At 66.7% G+C, this 14,948-nt stretch carries 13 protein-coding genes; 2 read left to right on the top strand and 11 right to left on the bottom strand.

Features of this window, described 5'->3' with window-relative positions; translation table 11 throughout:
- Positions 1-48: 48 nt before the first annotated feature.
- The 5 genes from AC1HIY_RS02615 to AC1HIY_RS02635 all read right to left on the bottom strand — a co-directional run bounded on the left by AC1HIY_RS02615 (position 49) and on the right by AC1HIY_RS02635 (position 6,658).
- Positions 49-900: an FAD/NAD(P)-binding protein gene (locus AC1HIY_RS02615; RefSeq protein WP_479575145.1), complete on the bottom strand. Its 852-nt coding sequence runs from the start codon at positions 898-900 to the stop codon at positions 49-51.
- A 12-nt stretch (positions 901-912) separates the two neighbouring features.
- Positions 913-1,368, bottom strand: a complete 456-nt coding sequence (locus AC1HIY_RS02620) for a Crp/Fnr family transcriptional regulator (protein ID WP_479575146.1) — start codon at positions 1,366-1,368, stop codon at positions 913-915.
- Between the two features lie 8 nt (positions 1,369-1,376).
- Positions 1,377-2,567 (bottom strand): 4Fe-4S dicluster domain-containing protein, encoded by a 1,191-nt coding sequence (locus AC1HIY_RS02625; RefSeq protein WP_479575147.1) that lies wholly within the window; start codon positions 2,565-2,567, stop codon positions 1,377-1,379.
- A gap of 151 nt (positions 2,568-2,718) precedes the next feature.
- Complete coding sequence (locus tag AC1HIY_RS02630) at positions 2,719-3,189, bottom strand: pyrophosphohydrolase domain-containing protein (protein ID WP_479575148.1); 471 nt, start codon at positions 3,187-3,189, stop codon at positions 2,719-2,721.
- A 58-nt stretch (positions 3,190-3,247) separates the two neighbouring features.
- Complete coding sequence (locus AC1HIY_RS02635) at positions 3,248-6,658, bottom strand: FG-GAP-like repeat-containing protein (protein ID WP_479575149.1); 3,411 nt, start codon at positions 6,656-6,658, stop codon at positions 3,248-3,250.
- Positions 6,659-6,979: 321 nt separating this feature from the next.
- Between AC1HIY_RS02635 and AC1HIY_RS02640 the strand changes: the two genes are divergently transcribed.
- Together AC1HIY_RS02640 and AC1HIY_RS02645 are read left to right on the top strand one after the other, a co-directional pair.
- Positions 6,980-9,811, top strand: a complete 2,832-nt coding sequence (locus tag AC1HIY_RS02640) for a tetratricopeptide repeat protein (RefSeq protein WP_479575150.1) — start codon at positions 6,980-6,982, stop codon at positions 9,809-9,811.
- 144 nt (positions 9,812-9,955) lie between these two features.
- Complete coding sequence (locus AC1HIY_RS02645) at positions 9,956-10,234, top strand: hypothetical protein (RefSeq protein WP_479575151.1); 279 nt, start codon at positions 9,956-9,958, stop codon at positions 10,232-10,234.
- A 37-nt stretch (positions 10,235-10,271) separates the two neighbouring features.
- Here the strand turns inward: AC1HIY_RS02645 and AC1HIY_RS02650 are convergent, their stop codons facing one another.
- From AC1HIY_RS02650 to AC1HIY_RS02675, 6 genes are all read right to left on the bottom strand, one after another.
- The gene (locus AC1HIY_RS02650; RefSeq protein ID WP_479575152.1) at positions 10,272-11,714 is read right to left on the bottom strand and encodes a beta/alpha barrel domain-containing protein; all 1,443 of its coding nucleotides are present in this window, start codon (positions 11,712-11,714) and stop codon (positions 10,272-10,274) included.
- 411 nt (positions 11,715-12,125) lie between these two features.
- Positions 12,126-12,473, bottom strand: coding sequence for a type II toxin-antitoxin system PemK/MazF family toxin (locus AC1HIY_RS02655; RefSeq protein WP_479575153.1), 348 nt, complete (start codon positions 12,471-12,473; stop codon positions 12,126-12,128).
- Positions 12,446-12,727: a hypothetical protein gene (locus AC1HIY_RS02660; RefSeq protein ID WP_479575154.1), complete on the bottom strand. Its 282-nt coding sequence runs from the start codon at positions 12,725-12,727 to the stop codon at positions 12,446-12,448. Before AC1HIY_RS02660 ends, AC1HIY_RS02655 begins: the two co-directional genes overlap by 28 nt.
- Before the next feature lie 41 nt (positions 12,728-12,768).
- Entirely contained in the window at positions 12,769-14,211 is a 1,443-nt protein-coding gene (locus tag AC1HIY_RS02665) for a pyridoxal phosphate-dependent decarboxylase family protein (RefSeq protein WP_479575155.1), read from the bottom strand.
- A 9-nt stretch (positions 14,212-14,220) separates the two neighbouring features.
- Entirely contained in the window at positions 14,221-14,637 is a 417-nt protein-coding gene (locus tag AC1HIY_RS02670; protein WP_479575156.1) for a PIN domain-containing protein, read from the bottom strand.
- The gene (locus AC1HIY_RS02675; RefSeq protein WP_456425758.1) at positions 14,637-14,897 is read right to left on the bottom strand and encodes a DUF6364 family protein; all 261 of its coding nucleotides are present in this window, start codon (positions 14,895-14,897) and stop codon (positions 14,637-14,639) included. The genes AC1HIY_RS02670 and AC1HIY_RS02675 overlap by 1 nt, the downstream gene beginning before the upstream one ends.
- Positions 14,898-14,948: the final 51 nt, after the last annotated feature.

The following is a 14,948-nucleotide window of genomic DNA, read 5'->3' on the forward strand; positions in this document are numbered from 1 at the left end:
GCGCAACCCGAAGGTCGCAACGGGTTCGGACGTATTCCCGGGGCAAGGTCAGAACTCGCGCACCCGGAAGAGGTCCTCGACGGCGTCGAAGCGGAAGACCGGCCCGTCTTTGCATATGAAATGCGGGCCGTACTGACAGTGCCCGCACAGCCCGATGGCGCACTTCATGTTCCGCTCCATCGAGACGTGGATGCGGTCCGAGGCGACGCCGCGCCGGTGCAGTTCGAGCACGGTGAAGGACATCATGATCTCCGGCCCGCACACCATCGCGATCACGTTTTCGGGGTCGAACGGCGCGCGCGGGATGAGCCGCGTGATGACGCCCACGTTGCCCCGCCACCGGCGCGCGGCCCGGTCCACGGTGACGAGCACTTCCACGTCGAGGCGGGCGCTCCACTGCCCCAGCTCTTTCGCATACAGGATGTCCTCGGGCGAGCGCGCGCCGTAGAGGATGACGATGCGGTTGTACCGGAGGCGGTGGCGCATCAGATGATAGACGACCGGGCGCAGCGGCGCCAGCCCGATGCCCCCGGCGATGACGACCACGTCGCGCCCCTCGGCCTCGCCCACCGGCCACGCGCTCCCGAACGGCCCCCGGACGCCGAGCGTGTCGCCCGGCCTGAGCCGCCGCATCGCCCGCGTGACGACGCCCACCTCGCGCGTCGTGTGCGTCAGCTTCGAAGGGTCGTCGGGGTCGCCGCTGATCGAGATCGGGACCTCGCCCACCCCGAAGAGGTAGAGCATGTTGAACTGCCCCGGCGCGAACGGGAACGGGCGCCCGCCCGCCACTTCGATGTCGAGCGTGAAGGTGTCGTCCGTCTCCCACCGGCGGCGGAGCACGCGACCCGAAACGGGCGTCATGGGGTGGGCGGCGGTCTGGAGAGGCGTCGGAGGTTGCATCGGCGCTCGTGCCTATTGGTACAGGTCTGCCATCTGAATGCGCGTGGCCATCAGGCGCTCGGCGATGAGCCGGGAAAACCGCTTGAGCAGTTCGTATCCGAATACGGGGTCCTTCTCGCACTTCTCCCGCACACACTTCGCGTCAAAGCTGATCGCCGAGACCGGCTCGACGGCGCGGGCGTCGTAATGCCACGTATACGGCGGCACCAGCCACGACCACCCGAGGATCTGCCCCTCCCCGATGGTCTGGATCGAAAAAATCTTGTTGCCCGCCTCCATCTCCAGCGCCACATGCCCTTCCCGAATGAGGTAAAAATGGGTGGCATCTTTGCCTGCAAGCAATAAAAATTCCCCCGGTTTGAAATGAACGTTTCGCGCACATCCGGCGAGAAACTCCCGGTACTCGGGCTTGAGGTCTTTGAAAAAGGGAACCTCTCCCAGAATCTCGGGGATGGTATGAATCTTCATCGGCCTGCCTACGATTGGTTTGTGGAAGTCGTATGCGGCGGAAGAACGGCGTTTTCGCGGATGGCCCGCACCTCTTCGGTAAGGTCGATGCCGACGGGACACCAGGTGATGCACCGCCCGCAGCCCACACAGCCGGACGTGCCGAACTGATCGATCCAGCCGGCGAGCTTGTGCGTGAGCCATTGCCGGTACCGCGACCGGTGCGTCGTGCGGACGCTCCCCCCGTGGATGTACGAGAAGTCCATCGTGAAGCACGAGTCCCACGTCTGCCACCGTTCGGCGACGCCCCCCGTCAGGTCGGTCGTGTCTTCGACGGTGGAGCAGAAGCAGGTGGGGCAGACGAGGGTGCAGTTCGTACAGGCCAGGCACCGGCTCGCCACCTCGTCCCAACGTGGATGCTCGAGGTTGCCCATGAGGAGGTCGCGGAGGCCGTCGGTGTCGAGCGTGCGGGTGAGGGCGTCCGCCGTGCGCGCGACCACGGCCCGGGCGGCCGCCACGTCTTCGGGGACGGCGGGCGCCGTGGGCAGACGCGCCGCGAAGCTCCGCCCCGTCTCCGTCCCCGCTTCGAGGAGAAAGACGTGGCGGTCGTCGTCGAGGAGTTCGGTCAGGGCCAGGTCGAAGCCGGAACGCGCCTGCGGGCCGGTGTCCATCGAGGCGCAAAAACACGTCGCCGCCGCCTGCGTGCAGTTGACGGCGACGATGAACGTGTTTGCCCGCCGTGCGGCATAGACGGGATCGACGTACGCGCCGCCCATGAAGACGCGGTCCTGCACGGCGATGGCGGCCAGCTCGCACGCGCGCACGCCGAGGAATGCCTGCTTCGGCGCTTCGACCGGCTCCTCGGCGATGGTGAAGGCGCCGTCCCCCTCCGACCGCTCGGCCCGCCAGAGACGGCGGCGCGGCGGGAAGAGCGAGCGTTTCCACGCGTGCGGCCCCAGCGTGAAGCCGAACACCGCCTCGTCGTCCCGGCGCACGAGCCGGTACCGTCCGGGGGCCTGCTCCTCCGTCCACCCGACGGGCAGGTCGGCCACGCGGCGCACCTCGTCGTAGACGACGGCGCCGTCCCGCACGACCGGGCCGAGCACGACGTATCCCTCCTCTGCCAGAAGCGCGATGAGCCGCCCCAGCCCCTCCACGTCGAGAAGCATCGGCGCGTCGTCCGGCCCCGGGGTGTGCGTCTTCGGAGTGCGTTGCGCCATGGCTCCTTCCGTGTTTTTGCCTGCAAGAACCTCCGAGCCAGGATACGGCCCCGCTCGCGCTCAAACTGACGGAATCGCACGCGCCGCGCACACGGGGATCCCCCGATGCTTCTGCAAGGGATTCCCCCACAAAACCCGGCCGGACAAGCGCCTACACGGCCGTCTTCTGCCGCTCGATGACGCCGAGAATATCGGGCGGCGTCCAGCCGGGCGGCTTCATCCACTTGCCGTCGTCGCGGCGGTATGAACCGGGAGCGAACTTGCGGAGGTTGGCGCGGTCCACCTCTTCGAGAATCGGCTCGTCGTCGATGCCGAAGGCGATGAGCGTGCCGATGGTGACCACCGAGATGTCCGCGCATCCATCGACGACGCCCTCGAGGTTCACCTCGCCCTGCGGGAAGAAGTCGAGGTGGTCGACGTGGTTGAAATCCACCTCTTCCCCGTTCTCGGTGGTGACCCGCACCCCCACGCCGAGGGCCTTGACGGTTTCGAGGGCTTCTTCGAGGATGAGCTTGGCGCGGAGCAGCCGCGTCTCCTCGTCGGGGATGAGGGGCGCCTCGGGCGTCTCCTGCCCGGCTTTCTGCATGAACTCCCGCACGCGGCGGTAATGTGAAGTAGGCATAAGTAATTAAAAAGATTGAACGTGCATATGCGGACGAGAGGCGTCCACGGGGAAAACGTCAGTCGCCCGGTCGGAGCGCTTCGTAAAAACGTCGCGGCGTCACGTACCGGGTGTGATAGGTCTGCCAGTCTTCGGGATGGCGGAGGTATACGGGGTCGTCTTCGAGGCGACCCGGCGGTGTGGTGTAGTCGGGGCGGTCGTGGGCGGGCAGCGGGAGGACGGTTTTCGAGAACGAGGTGTTGTAGTCGCCGTCCTTCACCCACCCGTCGCCGATGAGCACGAAGTCTCGCGTCCACCCCTCGGGCGGCGGCGGGGGGGCGGCGAAGCGAAAGGCCATCTCGTCGCCCGCGTTCATGATGACGTAGCGGTCGTCGACCTCCGCGAGGAGCTCGCGCACGTCGCCGAAGCGGGTGTAATAACCGACGAGGTCGCGCCAGACGGGACTCGTGCCGGCGAGCGCTTCGTAGTCCGGAAGCTCGGGCGAGGAGCGATCCGCCTCGGTCACTTCGGAGAAGCCGCGATAGCGGAGATCCGCCGTCTCGGGCGCGAGGCGGCGCGTCCGGAGCGCGGCGTCGGGGCGTTTCTCGGCCCAGGCGAAGGCATCCCAGTAGATTTCGAGGTTCGTGTTGAGACGCACGCGGTGCGGCGCGCCCGGCGGGAAGACGCCTTCGAGGTCGATGAGGATCGTCTTCTCTTTCCCGGAAGGGAAGCCGAGGTTCGGATGCGCGGTCGTCCATCCGCCGCGACCGTCGGGGACCTCCATGCGGAGCCCGCGCGGCGCCGGGTGCGCGCCCTGACTGATGGCGACGTTGATCGAGCTGTCGGTCGGTCGGACCCATCCCATGCCAAGGAGCCACAACGGCCGCTCGACCGGCGCGTCGCCGAGGTCGATCTCGACGTAATGATCGCGCGTGATGCCCTGATAGGCCCCCCTCCCGAAGAAGTCGAGGTAGCGCTCATCACGGGCGCGGACGCGGTCGGTCACGTCCTCGCCCGTGTCGGTCCACACCCGGGCGACGGGGTGCGGCGGCGCGGTCGGATGCACGGCGGGCGCGGGCGGCGGAAAGGCGAAGCGCTCGTCCACGAACACGTCGGTGTCCTCCGGATGATCGACGACGAGAAGCGAGACCTGATCGAAGAAATGCGTCTCCCACAGTTCGGCGGTGATGCGGACGTCGTAGAAGCCGTCCCGCGGCTTGAGCTGATCGCCGCGAATTCGCACCCAGTCCTCCGTCGTCATGACGCCCGCCGTTTCGAGCGCGTTGATTTTGAGTCCGAGGGGCGAGCGCCAGATGAAGTCGGTGACGAAGGTCATCTGCTCGCCGTCGAACGTGAAGAGCCAGGGGCACGAGCCTTTGAGGCGCTGTTGGGCGGAGAGGATCTCGTCGGAGAGGAGGTCGAACTCGGCCTGCACGTCGCCGTTGGGCCAGATGATGCGGGCCACATCGGCCACGAGGTTGTCGCCGAGGCCGAAATAGACGACGGGTTCTTCGATGGGCTGCTTCTGATAGATGAGGCCGGCGCGGAGTTCGATCTCACCGCCGATGCCGAAGGAGTTGATGCGTCGGTCGCCGAGGACGGCGGCGGCCTGCGGGCGGATCTGCCGCCAGTGATACGGCTTCACGCCCTGATTGACGAAGCGCACGGGCTGCCCGTCCGGCGTGAGCCCCATGAGGTCGAGCCGTCCGTCGCCGGTGAAGTCGGCATAGCCGGAGACGCGGGCGTCGGGGATGCGGATCGGCGTGCGAAGCCGAGCGTCGACGTCCGAGAGCCACAGCCGGGCCTCCGAGGCGGCAGCGACGAGCACGTCGAGGCCGCCGTTGTTGTCGAAGTCGAGCACGTCGAGGCGGGCGTCTTTCTCTTCCGGGTCGAAGCCTTCCCACCGGGCGAGGTCGGTGACCATCCACCCCGCGCCCCCGTGGACGTCGGCCACTTTCTTGAGCGCGCCGTCCGCCTGAAGGACGACGAGGTCGAGGTGCGCGTCGGCGTCGAGGTCGGCGACGTCGAAGGCGCGGGCGGGCCCCATCGAGTGGGGCATCACGCGGGGCGAGAAGCGCCCGCCGCGCTCATTGGCGTAGACGTGGAGGCGGCCGCGCGCGTCGAGGAGGGCGGCATCCGGGTCGCCGTCGGCGTCGAGGTCGGCCCACGCGAAGGCGGTCAGGCCGTCGTCGCCGTCGAAGAGGGGCCAGACGTCGAAGCCGCCGTCGCCGTCGTTGCGGAGCGTCACCGGCGGACCGTCCGCCGTGCCGAGCACGAGGTCGAGGTCGCCCTCGAGGTCGAGGTCGGCGGTCCACACGCCGGTATAGGGCGCCGTCGTCACACGGGCCGGCAGCCCCGCGCGCGCCGTCACGTCGACGAAAGCGGCGGTGCTGTCCTGACGAAAGAGGCGGAAACCGTCGCTGCCGGCGAAGGCGAGGTCGATCCAGAAATCGTTGTCGAAGTCGACGCCGAGGATGCCGCGCGCCGGGGCCTCGCCGGGGAACGGGAGCGCGCGGTCCTCACCGAGCCATCGCGCCGTAACGCCGTCGGAGAGCAGGACCGCCGGGCCGCCGTTCGGGTCGAGGAGGACGACGCGGAGGCTTTGCCACGGACCGCCCCCGATCTCGACGGGCCGGACAAAGAAGGTGAGGCTGTCGTCGGGCGGCGCGGGCGTCGGGCGCGGCTTCGGCAGCCGGATGAACTCCGTGATGAGGTCGCCCACCTGCTCGACGGGCGTCTGCACGGCGGCAAGGTCGTTCCGGTAGTCGTCCGTGCGCAGGAGCACGTTTCGAAGCACGATCACGGGGGTGAGGGCGCTCGACGGGTCGGCGGCGGCGGCCTCGCGGGCCAGTGCGAGGCGTTCGCGCGCTTCCACGGGCCAGCCGTCCGCGCGCATGGCGAGGCGTTCGAGGACAGCCGCGAGCGTCTCGCCGTCGCCGTGCTCGGCAGCGAGACGGGCCTTTTCGAGCAGAACGGCGAGGTTGCCGGGCCGGAGCGCGAGCAGGCGGTCGAGGAGACGCTGCGCTGCGACGACGTCGCCGGTCTTCTCCTCGGCCTGCGCCAGCGCGAAGAGCGCCTTCCCGTTCGTCGAGTCCAGTTCGACGGCGCGGCGCAGGCTCGGCAAAGCCTCCTCGAAGCTCCCCTGAACGGACTTGCCCAGGCCGATGAGCAGGTGGATGCGGCTGTCGTCCGGGGCGAGCGCCCGGGCCTTTTCGAGGCGTTCGAAGGCCACCTCGAAGGCGTTCCTCCGCAACGCGAGCAGCCCGAGATCGGCCCACGCCGCGGGTTCTTCGGGCACGAGTTCGGTCACCTGCGTGAGCTTCGCGTCGGCCCGCTGATCCTCGCCGACCTGCATGGCCGTCACGCCCGCGTAGAACGCGGACACCGCTTCGCGATACGTCTCCGAGGAGGGCGCGGGCAGACCGCCGCCGCACGCGGCGACCCCCGCGAAAAGACCGCCAAGGACGAGATAAAGGATCGGTCGGTTCATGGGAAAAAGCTCCGTCCGCTCGCGATGGGAAGGGATGGGTGGAGGCGCAAATCACGTGCGCGCCGGGCCGAAGGCGGCGACGATTCCAACTTAATGAACGAAGCGTTGGATTTCTCGAAAAATATGGCGGCGTACCCGTCGAGCGCCCGATCCTCCGGCCCGCCGCTTCGATCTCCCGACAAGATTCGACGCATCGGCTTCCCCATGTGTTGAAAACTTGTAAAATCTACCGGCGCGCTCCTCCGAAACCCCTTCTTCCCGAGGAAACTCTCCCGACCTTTCGGCTTATATCGACTTCCCCACCGCACCGACCTCTTTTCTATGCCTGCCCCCTCCTCCGACCGACCGTTTGCCCGCCGGGGCCTCTGGCTCCTGCTCCTCATGCTGGTCAACAGCGGGTATCTGTGGGCCGCCGGATCACCGACGCTCTTTTACGTGGGCAATGTGCTGGCGCACGTGCTTCTCGGCCTGGCGATGATCGCGCTGTGGGGGGGGATCGGGGCGGCGCTTCTTCGCCGAAACGAGGCGGCGGCGCGCTCCGCCCTCTCGGTCCTCCTTCCGGCGCTCATGCTCCTTGCCGCGGGGACGGGTCTGGCGCTGATCCTCTTCGGCAACCTCCGACCGCAACGCCCGGTGCTCCTCGTCCACATCGCGTCGAGCTTCGGCGCGGCGCTCGGCACGCTGTGGTGGCTCCACCGCCGGGGCGTCTTCTCCGGGCGTCCGTGGCTTGCCCGCGCCTCGGCCGCGATCGTCGCGCTCGCCGTGGCGGTCCCGATGAGCCGGCCGCTGTGGCCGCCCCCCTCCGGCGACGTCATCACCAACCCCATGATGCCTCCGGCCGACATGGCGGGCGAGGCCATGGGCGGCGCGGACGGCCCCTTCTTCCCCAGCGCCGCCGAGACGGCGGACGGCGGCCTCATCCCCGGCGAGTTCTTCCTCGAATCGAAGGCATGCGGGCGTTCCGGATGCCACCCCGACGCCACCGCGCAATGGGACGACTCGGCCCACCGCTTCTCGTCGTTCAACAACCAGTGGTACCGGAAATCCATCGAGTATATGCAGGAAGTGACGGGGCTCGAGAAGCCGAAGTGGTGCGCCGGATGCCACGACCACGCCCTGCTCTTCCCCGGAAACATGGCCCGACCCGTCGCCGAGATGCTCGACGAGCCGGAGGCGCACGCGGGGCTGGCGTGCGTCTCGTGCCACAGCGTCGCCCGCGTCAAGAACACGATGGGCAACGGCGGCTTCGTGCTCGAGTACCCGAAGATGCACGACCTCGCCACGAGCGACAACGAGGTCGTGCAGGCCCTCCACGATTTCGTCCTCCGCCTCGACCCCGAACCCCATCGCCGGACGTTCCTCAAGCCGTTCCACCGCGAACAGCCCGCCGAGTTTTGTTCGTCCTGCCACAAGGTCCACCTCGACGAGCCGGTGAACCATTACCGGTGGCTGCGCGGCTTCAACACCTACGACAACTGGCAGGCAAGCGGCGTCTCGGGGCAGGGCGCGCGCTCGTTCTATGAGCCGCCGGAGCCGAAAAACTGCCTCACGTGCCACATGCCGTACGTCCCCTCCGACGACGCGGCCAACCACGACGGCTTCATCCGGAGCCACCGTTTTCTCGCGGCGAACACGGCCCTTCCGACGGCCAACCTCGACAGCACCCAGCTCCGGCAGACCATCGCTTTCCTCGAAAACGGCCAGATCCGGGTCGATCTCTTCGCCGTCAGCGAGCCGGCGGCAAAGGCCGCCGTGGCGACAGAGACCCGGCGCAGCGGAGAAATGCCGGCCGACCTCGCGAGCACCTTTGCCGTGGGCGAAGAGCAGGCGCAGGGCATCGGGCGGGGCAGCCTCACGCGCGAGGCGGTGTCGGTCCTCGCCCCGCTCGAAGATGGCGACGCCGTGCTTCAACCCGGCGCGTCGGTGCGGCTCGACGTGGTGGTGCGCACGTTGGGCCTCGGCCATTTCTTCCCGTCCGGCACCGTCGATGCCCAGGAAGCCTGGCTGGAAGTGAAAGCCGTCGACGCCGCCGGACGGGTGCTCTTCTGGAGCGGGTGGACCGAGGATGAGGGACGCGGCCCCGTCGATCCGAGCGCCCACTTTTTCCGCAGCCTCATGGTCGACGCGCACGCCAACCGGATCGACAAACGCAATGCCTTCGCCACCCGCGCCGTCGTCTACGTAAACCTGATCCCGCCCGGCGCGGCAAACGTGGTCCACTACCGCCTCCACGTCCCCGAGGACGTGAGCCCGACCGTCACGCTCACGGCGAAGCTCCATTACCGCAAATTTGACTGGCAGCACACCCAATTCGCCTACGCCGGCGTGCGCGACCCCTCCGACCCGAACCCCGATGTCTCGCTCGACTACGACGACGGCCGGTGGGTCTTCACGGGCGACACGAAGAACGTCTCGGGCAAGCTCAAAACCATCCCCGTGCTTCCGGTCGTGACGATGGCGTCGGACTCGGTGACGCTCGCCGTCGTCCCCGTCGTCGAAGCCGCCCCGCGCGAGGACGGCCGCCCCGCGCCCGACGCCCGGACGCGGTGGAACGATTACGGCATCGGCCTCCTCCTCGAAGGCGACCTCAAAGGGGCGGAAAAGGCGTTCCGGCGCGTCGTCGAAATTGACCCCGAATATGCCGACGGGTGGATCAACCTCGTGCGGGTGTACCTGCAAGAGGGCGACCTCGAAGCGGCCCTTCCGGTGCTCGAAACCGCCGAACGGGTCCGGCCCGGCTTCCACAAGGCGCTTTATTTCCGGGGCATCTATCACAAAGCCCGCGGCGAGTACGAGGAAGCGCTCCGCGCCCTCACCACCGCCGCCGAAGCCTTCCCCCGCGACCGCGTGGTGCTCAACCAGATCGGCCGGGTGCATTACCTCAACGCCGAGCCGGAGAAAGCCGTCCCGTTTTTCGAGCGCGTCCTTGCCATCGACCCGGAGGACCTCATGGCGCACTATAACCTCATGCTCTGCCGGCGCGCGCTCGGCCAGACGGAACTCGCCGACGAGCACGAAAAGCGCTATCTCCGTTTCAAAGATGACGAGACGAGCCAGGCCATCGCCCGAAAATACCGGCAGACGCATCCGCACGACAACAACGAAGCGCTTCCCATCCACGAGCACGCCGACGCCGGGCCGCCCCCGCATTGATCGGCGCGGTTCTTTGCGCCTGCGGTCATGCGCCCATTGACCGCTTTCGGTGAAGCCTCGCCGTAGCGGGAGCCTTCGCGCGCCTTTTTTCGTTGGAGGCCGCATCGACCCGAGCCACCGAACCCACGCACCGCACGTTTTACCATGAACCTCTACGATTTCATCGGCAAGCGCGTCCGCGTCCACCTCTACAACCGCGAAGGCATCGCCGTCGGCACGGTGACCGGCCGCGTGGCCGACGTCGCCCCCGCCGTCGAGGTCGCGCCGGGGATGAAGAAGGACCTCGTCTACGTCGTGGACATCGAGACGGGCAGCCCGGACGTGCCGTATCACAACAGCGCCGGCGAAGCGAACGAGTCGTGGTTCGCCGTTCAGGACATCGAGGTGATCGAGGAAGACAAACCGCGCTTCTTCGCGAACTGAAGGCGTCGCGACCTACAAAGACCCCTCTCCCGAAGCTTCACACGCCCTGCCCGGAGCGAGATCCCGGTACGGTTCCGTCGTGCAGGACCCGCCTCGTTTCTCCCCGCAGATAGCGGATGACGTCGCCGGCATCATAGGAGGGGTTTTCCACCGAGCCGAGCGGCAGTTGCATCAGCGCGTCTCCGCCGGTAAAGAGCGGCGCCTCCCGTCCCCATCTCCGCCGTTGTCCCAACCCGATGTTCGCGAGGAGACCATTGCACAAACACCCTCGCCCGATCGTGTCTTCCCGGCGGCCCCCTTTCTGAACATAGACCTCCACCGGTTCGGAGGGACAACGTCCCTGAAGGCGGCCTTTTTCATCCACGAAGGGGCGTTGTAAATAGCCGAGGTCGCACCGGCGTATGCGCTTCGCGTGGTTCTCCGGCAGTCCGAGCGTATGGGACGCCTCCAGGACCTTGAAGGGAAAGCCCGTCGGAGAGATCATGCCGTCGGTTCTCACCCGAACGTCCCCTTGATGAATGGCCCTGATGAGCTTGCGTTTGAACGCCGCCGGATAGCCGGACTCGTCGGCCAGGGAGAAGAGCGAACCGACCTGAATGCCGGCGGCCCCTCGTTCCAGGGCTTCCCGGCGCTTTTCCGGAGAGCCGTAGCCCCCGGCCAGATAATAGGGATAGCCGAGCGCCGCCACCCGGTCCAGGTTGGCCTGATCCCGTTCGTCGTAAATCGGATGGCCGTCTGCATCACGCCCCTTGTTCCGGGGAGGAGCGTTGTGCCCGCCCGCCACCGGTCCTTCGATGATCCAGCCTGAGATCAGGCCCTCCGGAAGCTTTTTGTCCAGGATGCGAGCGAGCAGGTCGGAGGCAACGATGGGAAAGAACTGCGGCCGCGGCAATACCGGAGGTCGCTCCAGGATATCCGCCGGGTTGAATGCGCAAAAGTACGCGTCTCTGGTTTCGGCGGCTTGCGAGGTGTCCACGTCCAGGCGCAGCCGCGCCGGTTGTCCCGCGGCCAGCTTCGGGATCTGCTCGGCCTCTTCTTTCGGAATGCCGGCTCCCATGAAGACGGCGTCCACCCCGGCCAGCATCGCCCCGTAGATACAGGGCAGGCTGTACCGCTTCAACTCGCAGAGGAGGTTGATGCCGACGAAGCCGTCATGCCCCTCTTTGGCCAAAAAGACCTCGCTGAAGGCCGCCGCCGATAAAATGCGCTGAGAACGACGGGTGGGTTTGAAGCGATGGATGGGCAGCATCCGATAAGGCATATCCTCGTCGATGCCTCCTTCGACGTAAAAGCGGTCCGTCAGATAGCGGACGATCTCTTGATCGGGGTAGGCTTGAAGGGCCCGCAGCCGTCCGAAGGGGTCGCCCTCTTGCAGTTCGCGCACCACCACCGTGTCGATGCACGTTCCCGAGACTACGCCCATTTCCCCGAGTTGAGCCACGCGGCGGGCCAGACGCCAGTTGGAAACGGCAATGCCCATCCCCCCCTGTACGATCGTGGGAGCGGGTCTACGAGCGGGGGAATGCGCTGCGTTCATCATCGGAGCGGGAAGGTGAGGCGAAGGGGGATTGGTCTTTCATAATACAACCGCTTCCGGTGCGCCGCCCCCCATTGAAGACAACAATGTCTCCTTTTATTCTTTCTTCACAATGGCCTCGAAGATCGCCCCACGATCCCGCTTTTATGCCTCCGTCTCCAGGCGCTTCGCCGTCTCGGTGAGCACGTCCACGGCGGCGTCGATGTCGGCGCGGTGGGTGCGGAAGCAGACGGCGGCCATGCGCAGCCTGAACCGCCCGTCATACACTTTTCAAGGGCATCCCCAATCGCTCTGTCGCCGGAACATCTCGGAGCATTTTCACGACTGCCGAGGCGCTCTCAGATGTCAAAAAAGCTACTTCGAAGAGGGAGCGCCCCGCAACAGTCGCACAATGGCCTCCACAATTCGCTCGTGCACTTCGCGTTTGAGCACCCCCACCTCTCGCTCGATGATCCCGGCGTTGGCCGTAAAAAGCTTGGCAGGTCTCACATAGCTTTTCCGTTGAAGGCCATCGCTCGCAAAGCTCGCGTGGTCGAGTTCAACGGCCTGAGGATCCGCATACGGATTGCTCGTAATCTGGCAAAGCACGTAGTCGTCTCTCCCTGCTTCCGCCAATACCACAGCCGGACGAAGTTTGGCGTGCGTCAAATCGGAGAACGGAAACCTGACGACCACTACGGTCCCTGCTGAAGGTGCTGCCATGCCTCATCCTCCTCCGGGCGGTCCCAGTCTTCTCCCAGAGCCGCTTCGCTCAAGAGCCCCGTATCGGCCACTTCCGCCTTTTTCTCTTCGTCACCTTCCTCTTCGAGAAGGGTCACCAGCACCCGCCGGGCACGACGAAGGTCAAGCTTTTCAAGCAAGCGGAGCCGGCCGTCTTTTTCGAGAATGCCTTCAACGGTTTTTAGCATCGCTTTCGAAAGAATATGGTTGAAGAACACCAGGTTTACCCTTGTCACAGCCAGTTGTTCATCCCTCCGATCGCCCCACGATCCCGCTTTTATGCCTCCGTCTCCAGGCGCTTCGCCGTCTCGGTGAGCACGTCCACGGCGGCGTCGATGTCGGCGCGGTGGGTGCGGAAGCAGACGGCGGCCATGCGCAGCGTGAACCGCCCGTCGAGGCGCGTGGTGCTGATGAAGATGCGCCCGTCTTTGTGGAGCGCCTCGACGAGCTTTTCATTGAACGCGTCGACGTCGCCGCGTTTGGGAACGTAGCGGTACGTGACGACGGACAGGTCCGGCTCCGGCCCGACTTCGAAGCCGTTCACCGACAGCATGCGTTCGTGGAAATACCGGGCGAGGCGCATCTTCTCGGAGAGCGCCGCGCGGAACGGAGCCAGGCCGAGGACCTGAAGCGGCAGCCACAGCCGGAGGCCGCGAAAGTGTTTGGTCAGTTCCGGCGAGAGGTTGGCGGGCGAGAGCTCCTCCACGGCGCCGAGCGTGTCCTGCAGGTAATCCGCTCCGGCGGCGTGGGCGGCATAAAGCTTCTCCCGGTCCCGGACGATGAGCGCGCCCGTGCCGTACGGCAGGAAGAGGGTCTTGTGCGGATCCATCACGAGCGAGTCGGAGGCGTCCATGCCCCGGAGGACGGCCGCGCCTTCGGGGCACAGGGCGAAGAAGCCGCCGTACGCCCCGTCGACGTGGCGCCACAGCCCGTGCGCCGCCGCGATCTGCCCGATGTCGGCGAGCGGATCGACCGAGCCGGTGTTCGTCGTCCCCGCCGAGGAGACCACCATCCACGGAGCGAGCCCGGCGCGCCGGTCTTCGAGGATCGCCGCTTCGAGCGCCGCCGCGTCCATCCGGTACCGCTCGTCCACCGGGATGCGACGTTGGACCACACGCCGGAGACCCGCGAGGTGGAGCGCCTTGTCCACGCAATGGTGGGCGTGCCCGGTGAGGTAGACGACGGCGCGGGGGATGGCGTCGCCTTCGAGGCCCGCCTCGTCACGCGCGGTGATGACGGCCGACAGGTTGGCGAGGCTGCCGCCCGCCGAGAGGTAGCCCGCCGCCGTCTCGGGATAACCCGCGAGGTCGGCCATCCACCGGATGAGCAGGTTCTCGATCCGCACCGCGCCGGGGCTCGCGAAGAAGACGCTCGCATACCGGTTGGCGACGGCGGCGAGGAAGTCGCCGAGGGCTGCATGAAAGAGGCCGCCGCCGGGGATGTATCCGAGGAACCGCCCCGACGTGGTGTTGATGCCCACGCGGTCCACGTGGTCACGGATCAGTTCGAGCGCCGCCTCCGCGCCGATGCCCGTCTCCGTGATCGGCGCGTCGAGGAGCGCGCGTCCGTTGTCGGGTCGGTCGAAATAGGCGGGCGCGTCGGGGAGGCTTTCGAGGTACCGGTCGGCATAGGCGAAGATGCGTTCCATGAGCCGCGCCCGTTCTTCGGCGTCGGGTTCGAGCGGGAGCGCCGCCCGTTCAAGATCTGCAAAGTCGCGCATAGGTTGTCTTCAGAGTGTCCGCAGTACGTGCGCCAGTTCCCCCGGCGCATAGACGTGCAAGGTGGCTTTTTCAAAATCTCGGCCATTGCGCGTGACGAGGGCCTCCGCCCGCGCGTGGCGAGCCGCTTCGTGCAAAACGGCATCTTCGAAATCTCCGAAGGACAACGACAGTGCATCTTCGAGCACGGCGCGGCTCACCGGAGCCACCTCGAAGATCCGCATCAGATCTCGGAGGTGCGCCCGCGCCGCACGCACGCCCACCTGCTTCGCCCCGACGTAAAACAACGTCGTCACCGTGGTGGCGCAAACCAGCCCGCCGATGCGCCCCTGCTCGACATGCATCATCAGTTCGGCAGCCTCAGCCACGAACGGCTCGCGCCGCAATAAAACGTCGAGGAGCACGTTGGTGTCGAAGAGGATGCGCATCAGCGGTGTTTGGCTTCGAGATGCTTCCGATACGCTTCCTCGGGATTGCCGGGCGCGCCGCCTTCGCCTTCGAAAGCGCCGAGAAGCGAACGCGTCAGGGGCGGCAGTTCCTCCGTGTCGAGGCGTTCTTCCGTCGTTCCGGTCAAGGCCCGGAAGTGATCCGCCACGAGTTGAGAGACCGACTTCCCCCGCGCCCGCGCATAGCGTTTCGCCTTCCGAATCAGTTCCTCCTCCAGGCGCAATGTGAGCTTCGTCTGCATGGCTTCGATGCTTCTTGACGTATACGTTTCCGAAAAGCGTACGTCACGCCG

Source organism: Rhodocaloribacter sp. (assembly GCF_056451265.1).